The sequence below is a fragment of the Aequorivita xiaoshiensis genome (assembly GCF_022008395.1).
In the GTDB taxonomy this organism is placed as follows: Bacteria; Bacteroidota; Bacteroidia; order Flavobacteriales; family Flavobacteriaceae; genus Aequorivita; species Aequorivita xiaoshiensis.
In genome coordinates this window covers 281,367-293,742 of record NZ_JAIRBB010000002.1, presented here as the reverse complement: position 1 = coordinate 293,742, position 12,376 = coordinate 281,367, and the positions used below count along the sequence as shown (strand labels likewise).

The window sequence follows — 12,376 nt, the reverse complement described above, 5'->3', positions numbered from 1 at the left end:
TGAGCATATAACCAAATATCGAATTATGAAAAGTAAATTATCAATTCTTGTTTTTTTAATTTTAAATTCTTCTGTATTTGCCCAGAGTTACAAACCATTGTTAGATAATATTAATGAATGGCATTTTACAACTTGCTTCTCTGGATGCTTAACAGACGCTTATTATACGGATGGTGATACTATTGTAAATGGAAAGAATTATAAGATTTTAGATGGGTATCATTATATATCCCGCACATTCTTACTTCGTGAAGATATAGCAACCCAAAAGGTATATATAAAGTTAGCCACATCTGAGCCAACTGATGAGTATCTTTTATATGATTTTTCATTGAATGAAGGAGATGTTTTTGATATGAAAAACCCTGTCACTCCTTTTCCACGTGATGGAGGTCTTTTTGTAGTGGATTCTATTATAGCAAAACCTTTACAAGATGGAAATAGTTATAAGCATTATTATTTTTCACCTGCACCTGGGAATACCACTAGTAACAATAATGCTATTTGGGTTGAAGGAGTAGGGTCTTTATCATTAATAAATGCTCCCGGAGGGAATCCAAATATTAATGAAGTAGGGGAGCTTAGCTGTTTTTTTAAGGATACAGAAGTTTTTTATGCTAATTTAGACTCTATTCAAGATTGTATTCCAATTCATTTAGGTGTAACAAAAAACTATTTGGAAGAAGTATCTGTTACAAAACAATTTAACAATAATACTTGCATTTTAAGTAATACACAGAATGTGAAAAGTGTAAAGGTTTTTGATTTATCCGGCAAGCTGTTGACTAATATAAATAATAACGGAAATGGCTCAATTACTGTAGATTTATCAGCGTATCAAAATGGTTTATACATACTTTTAGCAACTGGATCGGGAGATTCTAAGAAGTCTTTTAAAGTTTTAAAATAGGTAGTAAAATTTGAATTTACTGCATAAAAAAACTCTTCGTTGATTTATCAGCGAAGAGTTTTTAATTTAAAGCCACCTTATGTTACGACTCGGTGGTCTTTTTTTGCTTATTAATTTTTATGGTAAGCTCATCTTTACTTTCATCAAGATCCATAATTATAGAATCGCCTTCATCCAGATTGCTGTTGATGATTTCTTCAGCAAGGGCATCTTCTATATACTTTTGAATCGCTCTGTTTAAAGGACGCGCTCCATATTGTTTGTCAAAACCTTTGTCAGCAATATAATCCTTGGCTTTTTCAGTTAATTTCAGGTCGTATCCTAAATCTGAAATGCGTAAGAATAACTTGTTTAATTCAATATCAATAATTTTATGAATATCCTCTCTTTCTAAAGCGTTAAAAACCATAACATCATCAATACGGTTTAAGAATTCTGGCGCAAAAGTTTTCTTTAAAGCGTTTTCAATAACACTCTTAGTATGTGCCTCTTCTTGACTCTTCTTTGCAGAAGTACCAAAACCAACACCTTGACCAAAATCTTTAATCTGACGGGCACCAACATTAGAAGTCATAATGATAATAGTGTTTCTAAAATCAATTTTTCTACCAAGGCTGTCTGTCAAATATCCATCATCTAAAACTTGTAGAAGCATATTGAAGACATCTGGATGTGCTTTTTCAATTTCATCTAAAAGCACAACAGCATAGGGTTTTCTTCTAATCTTTTCGGTAAGCTGCCCACCTTCTTCGTAACCAACGTATCCAGGAGGTGCTCCAACTAAACGAGAAATAGCGAATTTCTCCATATACTCACTCATGTCAATACGAATCAAAGCATTATCCGAATCGAATAACTCTTTTGCCAAAACTTTTGCAAGTTGTGTTTTACCGACTCCCGTTTGACCTAAGAAAATAAATGACCCAATAGGTTTATTTGGATCTTTTAATCCTGCTCGGTTTCTTTGAATTGCTTTTACAACTTTAGCAACAGCTTCGTCTTGACCAATAACTTTACCTTTAATTCTATCAGGTAGTGCGGCCAATTTGGTTGTTTCGGTTTGTGCAATTCTATTTACTGGTACCCCAGTCATCATAGAAACTACTTCAGCAACATTATCTTCAGAAACAGTTTCTCTGTGAAGTTTTGAATCTTCTTCCCACTTTTCTTGTTCCGTAGCGAGTTCTTTTTCAAGATTTTTCTCGTCATCTCGAAGTTTCGCTGCTTCTTCGTATTTCTGTTTTTTAACTACAGTGTTTTTAAGTTCGCGAACATCTTCTAGTTGTTTTTCAAGTTCTAAAATTCTATCTGGAACGTGAATATTGGTAATGTGAACTCGAGACCCTGCCTCATCTAGAGCATCAATAGCTTTGTCTGGAAGGAAACGCTCCGTCATATACCTATTAGTAAGCTTTACACACGCTTCGATTGCATCTTGAGTATATGTTACATTGTGATGCGTTTCGTATTTATCTTTAATATTTTCGAGAATCTCGATTGTTTCTTCAACAGTAGTTGGTTCAACCAATACTTTTTGAAAACGTCTTTCTAAAGCCCCGTCTTTTTCGATATACTGTCTGTATTCATCTAAAGTAGTTGCTCCAATGCATTGTATTTCTCCACGAGCTAATGCTGGTTTAAACATATTTGAAGCATCTAACGAACCTGTAGCTCCACCTGCACCCACAATAGTGTGAATCTCATCGATGAATAGAATAATGTCATCATTCTTTTCAAGTTCGTTCATAACGGCCTTCATTCGCTCTTCAAATTGACCGCGATATTTGGTTCCAGCAACAAGACTAGCCAAATCTAAAGTAACTACTCTTTTATCGTAAAGAATTCTTGAAACTTTTCTTTGTACAATTCTAAGTGCTAAACCTTCGGCAATAGCAGATTTACCAACACCTGGTTCACCAATAAGTAAAGGGTTGTTTTTCTTTCTTCTACTCAATATTTGAGAAACGCGTTGAATTTCATCTTCACGGCCTACAACAGGATCGAGATTTCCTTCTTCCGCCATTGCGGTTAGGTCTCTACCAAAATTGTCTAATACTGGAGTTTTCGATTTTTTATTCGATTTAGCCGAAGAACCTGTAAATAAATTCTCCTTGCCACCATCCTGTGCTGAATCATTATCGTCATTTGGAAAAGCCTCAGCACTTGGTGTGTCTATATATTCGTCATCATTTGTAATCATAAGTTTGAATTGATTTTTTACCCCGTCATAATCAACTTTCATTTTGTTTAATAATTTGGTTGTAGGGTCGTTTTCATTCCTAAGAATACAAAGTAACAAATGTGCTGTATTAATAGAATTGCTTTGAAAAAGCTTAGCTTCTAAAAACGTTGTCTTCAATGCCCTTTCCGCTTGGCGGGTGAGATGAAGGTTCTTTTTGTCGTTAGTATTTGTAATCACGCCCGGGTTTGCTGGGCTTAATATCTCTACTTTTCTTCTTAAGTGGTTAAGATCTACGGTAAGTGCATTAAGTATAGTTACCGCTTTACCATTACCATCTCTTAAAAGGCCAAGCATTAAATGCTCTGTGCCTATAAAATCGTGGCCTAAACGTAAGGCTTCTTCCTTGCTGTATGCAATTACATCTTTAACTCTAGGTGAAAAATTATCATCCATATTTTAAATCCTCTCTTCTTTTAGGTACTAAATTAACCAAATTAAGGCAAATACTGTTCCTCTTTAATATCGTTTTAGTAAAAGGACAAAATATAAAGGGATTTTCAAAAGATAATTCACGATACTTATTAACGATTAATAGGCATAAATTTGTTAATAAATTCGTGAATAAACCATGCCAATACCCCCTGTTAAACCTGCGAAAATGCGTATCTTGCTGCATTAGTTTAACAATGATAATTAATTCTATTTTTTATGACGGAAGGTGAGAAAGTGATTCCCATTAACATTGAAGATGAAATGAAATCTGCCTACATCGATTATTCGATGTCGGTCATAGTGTCACGTGCACTGCCAGATGTTCGTGATGGAATGAAGCCTGTACACAGAAGGGTTTTATTTGGAATGCACGAATTAGGTATTCGAGCAACAGGGGCTCACAAAAAATCTGCGAGAATTGTCGGAGAGGTACTTGGTAAATATCATCCACACGGTGATACCTCTGTATATGATGCAATGGTGCGTATGGCTCAAGAATGGAGTTTGCGCTATTTATTGGTAGACGGTCAAGGTAACTTTGGATCTGTAGATGGTGATAGTCCAGCAGCAATGCGTTATACAGAAGCAAGAATGCAGAAGATTTCTGAAGATATGCTTGCTGATATTGATAAAGAAACTGTAGATCATCAATTAAACTTTGACGATACATTAAAAGAACCCACTGTTTTACCTACACGAGTTCCTGGACTATTAATTAATGGTGCTTCTGGAATTGCTGTAGGTATGGCAACAAATATGCCTCCACATAACTTAACTGAAGTTGTAGATGGAACCATTGCCTATATAAAAGATAATGATATAGCCATCGATGAGTTAATGCAGCATATTAAAGCACCAGACTTTCCTACAGGAGGAGTAATTTATGGATACGAAGGGGTTCGTGAGGCTTTTCATACAGGTCGCGGGCGTGTAGTTATGCGTGCAAAAGCAACTTTCGAGGAAGTAAATGGGAGAGAGTGTATAGTTGTTACTGAAATTCCTTACCAAGTAAATAAAGCGGATATGATTAAAAAAACCGCTGATATGGTAAACGAAAAGAAAATTGAAGGTATAGCCAATATCCGTGATGAGAGTGACAGAAAAGGAATGCGTATTGTTTATATATTGAAGCGTGATGCTATACCAAACATCGTTCTTAACACTTTATATAAGTATACAGCATTGCAGTCAAGCTTTAGTGTAAACAATATTGCACTAGTAAAAGGAAGACCACAATTATTAAATTTAAAAGAATTAATTCATTATTTCGTTGAACACCGTCACGAGGTGGTGGTAAGACGTACCGAATACTTACTTCGCAAAGCAGAGGAGCGCGCACATATTTTAGAAGGTTTAATTATTGCATCAGATAATATCGATGAAGTAATTAGGCTAATCCGAGCGTCTTCCAATGCAGATGAAGCAAGAGAAAAGCTTATTGAAGCATTCAAGCTTTCTGAAATTCAAGCTAAGGCTATTGTTGAAATGCGTCTTCGTCAATTAACTGGACTGGAGCAGGACAAATTGCGCAGTGAGTACGAAGAGTTAATGAAAACAATTGAAGATTATAAAGACATTCTTGCTCGTAAGGAACGTAGAATGGAAATTATAATAGAAGAGCTTGAGGAAATTAAAGCTAAATATGGCGATGAACGTCGTTCAGTAATTGAATATGCAGGAGGAGATGTAAGTATTACAGATCTAATTGCAGACGAGCAGGTTGTTATTACCATTTCTCACGCCGGGTATATTAAGCGAACGTCACTTTCAGAATACAAAACTCAAAATAGAGGAGGGGTAGGCCAAAAAGCTTCATCTACTCGAAATGAAGATTTCTTAGAATATTTATTTGTTGGTACAAATCACCAATATATGTTGTTCTTTACACAAACTGGAAAATGTTTCTGGATGCGTGTATTTGAAATCCCTGAGGGGACAAGAACATCTAAGGGTAGAGCAATTCAGAATCTAATAAATATTAGTCCAGATGATAAAGTAAAAGCTTTTATCTGTACGCAAGATTTAAAAGATGAAGAATATATCAATAGCCATTATGTAATCATGGCTACAAAAAAAGGACAAGTTAAAAAAACTCCTTTAGAGCAATATTCTAGACCTAGAGCAAATGGTATTAACGCCATTACCATACGTGAAGACGATGAACTTTTAGAAGCAAAACTTACAACTGGTGATAGTCAAGTAATGTTAGCAGTTCGTTCAGGAAAAGCAATTCGCTTTGAAGAAGAGAAAACCCGTCCTATGGGACGAAATGCTTCTGGTGTTCGCGGAATTACGCTAGGGGATGAAAATGATGAAGTGGTTGGAATGATTGCTGTTAACCCTGGTGACTCCGATATTTTAGTAGTTTCTGAAAACGGTTATGGTAAAAGGTCATTAATAGACGATTATAGAATTACTAACCGTGGTGGAAAAGGTGTAAAAACTATTAATATTACCGAAAAAACCGGTAAATTAGTAGCTATTAAGAATGTAACAGATGATGATGATTTAATGATTATCAATAAATCTGGTATCGCAATTCGAATGGCAGTTTCCGACCTAAGAGTTATGGGACGTGCTACGCAAGGTGTTCGTTTAATAAAAGTTAGAGAAGATGACGCCATTGCTGCAGTTGCAAAAGCGATGAAAGATGAAGACGAGGATGAGTTAGAAATTCTTGATGATAACAATGATGGCACTACTCTTGATACTAACGACACACAAACCGAAAATAACGAATAAAAATTAACACATGAAAAAACGAATTTTAATAACAGGGCTTGCTTTTGTATCTGCTATTTCATTTGGACAAAAAAAAGAAATAAGAAAGGCAGAAAAGGCATTAAAGTCTAATGATTTTAAAGAAGCTTTAGCTTATTTAAACGAAGCTGAACCTCTTTTAGGAACTGCAGATAATGATATGAAAGCTCAGTTTTATGCTGCGCGTGGTAATGCCTTATTAGGTAATGGTGTAGCTACCAATTATTCTAATTTAAAGGGTGCTGCAGATGCATTTGCTAAAGCATTGGAGTTAGATCCTAAGTTAGAATCACAATTAGCAGCTTCACTTCAGAATCTTCGTGCTGGATTAATTAATGGCGCAATTAAAGACCAAAATGCTGGTAATTTCGAGCTGGCGACAGAGAAATTGTACACAAGTTATACAGTAAGTAAGGATATGGATGATCTTTATTTTGCTGCTGGTAATGCAGTAAACGCAAAAGATTTTGATTCAAGTTTAAAGTACTATCAAATGTTATTGGATGCTGGTTATACTGGCGAAACCAAGGAATTTGTTGCTACTGATAAAGAAACTGGTGAAGTAATTCCTTTTGAAACTGAGCAATCAAGAAGCTTAGCTCTTAAAAGTGGTCAATATATCAAGCCTGAAATTAGAGTTACTGCATCTAGAAAAGGTGAAATTCTGCGTAATATGACACTTATCTACTTAGAACAAGGAGATAATGACAAGGCTACTTCAGTAATGAAGGCTGCTAGAGAAGAAAACCCAGATGATATCTACCTTATGAGAGCCGAAGCTGATATGAGTTATAAAATGGGTGATATTTCTCGATATAACCAAATCATGAACCAAATTGCTGCAACTGATCCAGACAATCCAGAGATTTACTTTAACATGGGTGTTGCTAGTGCAGAATTAGGAGATACTGATAAAGCGTTAGAGCACTACAATAGAGCTATAGAGTTGAAACCTGATTACGAGGCTGCTCTTATTAACATTGCTGTACTGAAATTATCTACTGAAGATGCTTTAGTTGAAGAAATGAACAATTTAGGAAATTCAAGAGCTGATAACATTCGTTATGATGAGCTTAAAGAACAACGTGCTGATATTTATAGAGCAACTGTTCCTTACCTTACTAAAGCAATGGAATTAAATCCTAATAATCCAGATGTTGTTAGAACATTGATGAACATTTACGGACAATTGGCGGATGATGCAAATTATCAAAAAATGAAAGCTAAACTTGCTACTTTAGAAAAATAAGAAAAGTTAGTTCCATACATAATATAAAACCCTCTGAAGTTTCAGAGGGTTTTTTTGTTATCAAATTTATAGTAGTAGAAGGAAGGTGTTGTTTTCATAGAATTTCACTACCCTCATTAAAACATAATTTATATTATACGTTTTATAACTCTTAGTTTGTGAGTATGATTACGAACGTCGTAATTAAATATTCCGCTATGATCAATTCTATCAATGCGCACTTTTCCATGAGCGTGAATAATATAATTGTCTTTCATAATAATCCCCACGTGAGTGATTTTTCCTTCGTCGTTATCAAAAAAAGCTAAGTCCCCAGGTTCACTTTCCTCAATAAAGCTTAAAGCTTCACCTTGTGTGGCCTGTTGACTAGCATCTCTTAATAATTTTTGACCGTTTAGTTTATAAACCATTTGAGTAAAACCGCTACAATCAATTCCAAAAGGTGTTTTACCTCCCCATAAATATGGACTATTTAAATAGAGTAGGGCTGTTTCAACTAAATGTTCTTTAGGAAGCGATTTTGTAATTGATTTTCCTTCAAAATAATGATTTAAATATTCAGCTGCAGAAACGTTACTTCCTAAGCAAATTGAAAATAATTGATTTTCAGAAGTAGTCACAAAATCAACTAAATCTGAAGAAAGCTTCAAATTGATTTTATCAAAATTTAAATAATCTTCTTCTGAAATATTCACAAACTGCTTATTGTCTATCCAACCTTCATATTTATCAAAAGCTAAACGGATTCGGCTCCATTTCTTGCGAGATTCTAAAACTTTAAAATGTTCGCCATAGAGCACCTGCGTAACCATTTCACTAGCATCACTAGCTTCGGCTCGAAGAGGAACTATGCTTAAATTACAGATCCCGTAATCCATTCAGAATATATTGAAGTATACGGTTTAGATTCTTTCAATTACCATTGCAGAAGCACCACCACCACCATTACAGATAGCTGCAGCGCCAATTTTTGCATCGTTTTGTTTTAAAACATTAAGAAGCGTAATTAAAATTCTTACACCGCTACATCCAAGTGGGTGTCCTAAAGAAACAGCACCTCCATTTACGTTTACATTGCTATCGTCTAGACCCAATATTTTCATATTAGCAAGTCCGACAACTGCGAATGCTTCATTAAATTCGAAGAAATCTACATCTTTAATATCTATACCCGCTTTTGCAATTGCTTTTGGAAGCGCTTTCGCAGGAGCAGTTGTAAACCATTTTGGTTCGTGGGCAGCATCTGCATAACCCTTAACGTAAGCTAAAGGAGTAAGACCTAATTCTTTTGCTTTAGCTTCACTCATTAAAATCATTGCTCCAGCACCATCATTAATTGTAGAAGCATTTGCCGCAGTAACAGTTCCATCTTTAGTAAATGCAGGGCGTAGCGATGCAACTCTATCCATCTTTACGTTCTTATACTCCTCATCTTCCGAAACTACAACTGGTTCGCCACGACGTTGTGGAACTTCAACTGGCACCACCTCTTCATTAAATTTACCTTCAGACCAAGCCTTTGCAGAACGCTCATACGATTGTACAGCAAATGCATCTTGATCTTCACGAGAAAAATTATATTCTGTAGCACATAAATCTGCGCAAGTTCCCATGGCGTTGTGATCGTAAGCATCTACAAGACCATCTTTTTGCATACCATCTGTTAATGTAGCTGGTCCAAATTTTGTAGCGTTACGCATATGTACATAATGAGGAATATTACTCATGCTTTCCATTCCACCTGCTACAACAATTTCTGCATCGCCTAAAGCGATAGCTTGAGCAGCTTGCATTACGGCTTTCATACCCGAAGCACATACTTTGTTTACTGTAGTACTTGGTACGCTATCGGAAAGGCCTGCACCTAAAGCAGCTTGTCTAGCAGGAGCTTGACCAACACCAGCTTGTACCACGTTACCCATATATACTTCTTGTACTAAAGAAGGATCAAGGTTAATTTTATCTAAGGCTCCCTTTATGGCTGCAGACCCTAGTTGAGTTGCAGTTAGAGATGAAAGGCTACCCATAAAACTTCCAATTGGGGTTCTTGCTGCCGAAACTATTACTACTTTATTGCTCATATCACTGTTTTTAATATTAAAAATAAGGACTGCGAAATTACGGATTTCAATCTTAAAAATCAATCTTTGCAGGTATAGGTTTTGGGATAACTCATTCCTTATTTATACCTTTACTGTAAGTTATTAATATATGAGGAACTATTTTTCTTTGTTCGCAAAAAACCAATCTCTTATTTATAAGGTTTTTCTATTCTTTTTTGCCACATTCTTAGTAATTTACTTTCTTCCTAAAGGTGGACAGTTTAAATACAATTTCCAAAAAGGAAAGCCATGGCAATATGAGAACTTATATGCTCCATTTAGTTTTACAATCAAAAAGGCTGAAGACAGTCTAAAAAAAGAAAAAGAAGCAATTAGAGCTAATGCTATTCCGTATTTTGAATACAATAGTAAGGTAGAACAAAATGTAATTGAAGACTTTAAAGAAGAACTCGCATTAAGATATGTAGATAGTCTGCATAAAACCCCAAAAAATAAAATTGAACACATAGGGGTAAGATTTATTTCTCAAATATATAAGAATGGCGTTACCGATGAAATATTTAATTACGAAGGTAATCGTCTTATTTATTTAAAAAATGGAAATGAAATTGAAGAACAGAACTATTCTCAACTATTTAAGAAAGAAAAATTAAACAATAGCGTAAGACAATTAGTTGAAAAGAATAACACTGAAGACTCTCAAGCTTTACTTTATAATATATTAAACGATGTATTACAGTCTAATGTAAAACTGAATTCCAAATTAACTGAGGCTGCAATTGAATCTGAAATTAAAGCACTGAACCCAAATAGAGGAATAATTGAAAAGGGAGGAAGAGTGATTGCTAAAGGGGAGGTTGTTGAAGGTGAAAAGTTTCAAATTTTGAATTCTCTAAAAGCTGAATTTGAAAGTCAGATTTGGAGTAAGAATAACTACCTCTGGCTTTTGGTGGGATACACTATATTGGTGTCATTAGTATTTTTAATGCTTTTCCTATTCCTAAAAAAATATAGACCTTATATATATAATAACAACACCAAAGTTACATTTATATTTTTCAATATCTTTTTAATGGTTTTCTTAACCACATTAGTATTGAAAGTGCATTCAGACTATGTTTACATAGTACCCATCTGTATTTTACCATTAATTCTAAAAGCCTTTTTTGATCCACGTGTTGGATTGTTTGTTCATGTGTTAACCATATTATTATTAGGCTTTCTTGTACCTAACAGTTTTGAATATATGTTTTTGCAATTCATTGCGGGAATTGTGACAATTCTTACTGTTTCTGAACTTTACAAGCGAGTTAATTTATTTATTTCAGTAGGTCAAATAACATTGATTTACATAATTGGTTATTTTGCTTTTTTTGTAATTCAAGAAGGGAACGTTCAAGCTTTGGAGTGGCAAAGTTTTCAGTATTTTATACTATGTGGCTTAGCGACACTATTTGCCCATCCGTTAATTTACTTTTACGAGAAAATATTTGGACTAGTTTCAGACGTTTCACTTTTAGAACTCAGTGATACGAACTCAAAACTTTTAAAAGAGTTATCGAACAAGGCACCAGGAACATTTCACCATTCGTTGAATGTTGCAAACCTTGCCGAAGCGTCTGCAAACGAAATTGGGGCTAATAGCATGTTGGTAAGAGTAGGAGCGCTATACCACGATATAGGTAAAATGTTAAACCCTACAATGTTTACTGAAAATCAGGCCAATTCTATAAACTCTCATAACGAGTTAGATCCTCAAGAAAGTGCCAAAATAATTATTGACCATGTAATTAAGGGTATTGAAATAGCACGAAAAAATAATTTACCAGACAGAGTGATTGATTTTATAAGAACCCATCACGGTACTAGTTTGGTCTATTATTTCTATAAAAAGGAAAAAGAGTTACATGGAGAAGCCAATATTGAAGACTTCACTTATCCAGGTCCTATACCTTTTTCAAAAGAAACTGCAATATTAATGATGGCAGATAGTGTAGAAGCTGCTAGTAAGAGTTTAAAAGAGCCTTCTTCAACCATTATTGATGAGTTTGTAGAAAAGATTATTAATAATCAAATGGCGCAAGGACAGTTTCTAAATGCCGATATTACTTTTAAGGAGATTGAAACAATCAAAAAGGTTTTAAAGAAAAAGCTGAACAATATCTTCCATTTGCGTGTTGAATATCCTGAATAAAATTTAATAGAAATTATAAGAAACAAAAAATCCCCTTAGAAGGGGATTGAGTGTGATCGCGCCAGGATTCGAACCTGGGACCGTCTGCTTAGAAGGCAGATGCTCTATCCAGCTGAGCTACGCGACCAATAAAAAATAAAAAAGCCGAACAATATTAATTGTCCGGCTTTTTGTCGGGGTGGCAGGATTCGAACCTGCGACCTCCTGCTCCCAAAGCAGGCGCGATAACCGGGCTACGCTACACCCCGAAAAAGTTCTCGCGAACTTTAACATTTCTAACTTTAAAAACTAATATCAGTATAAATAAAGATCTTTAGTTTTTCGAGTCAATGCGGAGAGACAGGGACTCGAACCCTGGCGACGGTTACCCGTCGACAGATTAGCAATCTGCTCCGTTACCACTCCGGCACCTCTCCAATTTTTTTATGAACTTGCATCCTGAAATGCGAGTGCAAATATATGCCTTCTTATTAATCCCCACAAACAAAAATGAGCTTTTTTTTTAGATATTTCTTAATTGATTTGA

At 35.1% G+C, this 12,376-nt stretch carries 7 protein-coding genes and 3 tRNA genes; 4 read left to right on the top strand and 6 right to left on the bottom strand.

The genetic code is table 11. The features are described 5' to 3' along the window. Positions 1-25: 25 nt before the first annotated feature. On the top strand, positions 26-910 hold the full coding sequence (locus K8344_RS04545; RefSeq protein WP_237607077.1) for a T9SS type A sorting domain-containing protein: 885 nt from the start codon (positions 26-28) through the stop codon (positions 908-910). 82 nt (positions 911-992) lie between these two features. Here K8344_RS04545 and K8344_RS04540 read toward each other — a convergent pair whose 3' ends face one another. Continuing rightward, complete coding sequence (locus tag K8344_RS04540) at positions 993-3,545, bottom strand: ATP-dependent Clp protease ATP-binding subunit (RefSeq protein ID WP_237607076.1); 2,553 nt, start codon at positions 3,543-3,545, stop codon at positions 993-995. Between the two features lie 255 nt (positions 3,546-3,800). Between K8344_RS04540 and gyrA the strand changes: the two genes are divergently transcribed. Together gyrA and K8344_RS04530 are read left to right on the top strand one after the other, a co-directional pair. Beyond that, positions 3,801-6,326, top strand: coding sequence for a DNA gyrase subunit A (gene gyrA / locus K8344_RS04535; protein ID WP_237607075.1), 2,526 nt, complete (start codon positions 3,801-3,803; stop codon positions 6,324-6,326). Between the two features lie 10 nt (positions 6,327-6,336). After that, the gene (locus K8344_RS04530) at positions 6,337-7,593 is read left to right on the top strand and encodes a tetratricopeptide repeat protein (protein WP_237607074.1); all 1,257 of its coding nucleotides are present in this window, start codon (positions 6,337-6,339) and stop codon (positions 7,591-7,593) included. 128 nt (positions 7,594-7,721) lie between these two features. Here the strand turns inward: K8344_RS04530 and K8344_RS04525 are convergent, their stop codons facing one another. Both K8344_RS04525 and K8344_RS04520 read right to left on the bottom strand, forming a co-directional pair. Further along, positions 7,722-8,471: a C40 family peptidase gene (locus tag K8344_RS04525; protein ID WP_237607073.1), complete on the bottom strand. Its 750-nt coding sequence runs from the start codon at positions 8,469-8,471 to the stop codon at positions 7,722-7,724. Positions 8,472-8,495: 24 nt separating this feature from the next. Continuing rightward, a complete protein-coding gene (locus K8344_RS04520) occupies positions 8,496-9,674 on the bottom strand; it encodes an acetyl-CoA C-acyltransferase (RefSeq protein WP_237607072.1) in 1,179 nt (392 codons plus the stop codon). A 130-nt stretch (positions 9,675-9,804) separates the two neighbouring features. Between K8344_RS04520 and K8344_RS04515 the strand changes: the two genes are divergently transcribed. Further along, positions 9,805-11,850 (top strand): HD family phosphohydrolase, encoded by a 2,046-nt coding sequence (locus tag K8344_RS04515; protein WP_237607071.1) that lies wholly within the window; start codon positions 9,805-9,807, stop codon positions 11,848-11,850. Positions 11,851-11,903: 53 nt separating this feature from the next. Here K8344_RS04515 and K8344_RS04510 read toward each other — a convergent pair. The 3 genes from K8344_RS04510 to K8344_RS04500 all read right to left on the bottom strand — a co-directional run bounded on the left by K8344_RS04510 (position 11,904) and on the right by K8344_RS04500 (position 12,266). Continuing rightward, positions 11,904-11,977: transfer RNA gene (locus K8344_RS04510), tRNA-Arg, on the bottom strand. Positions 11,978-12,023: 46 nt separating this feature from the next. Continuing rightward, positions 12,024-12,098, bottom strand: a tRNA-Pro gene (locus K8344_RS04505). A gap of 84 nt (positions 12,099-12,182) precedes the next feature. Beyond that, positions 12,183-12,266 (bottom strand) — tRNA-Ser (locus K8344_RS04500). Positions 12,267-12,376: the final 110 nt, after the last annotated feature.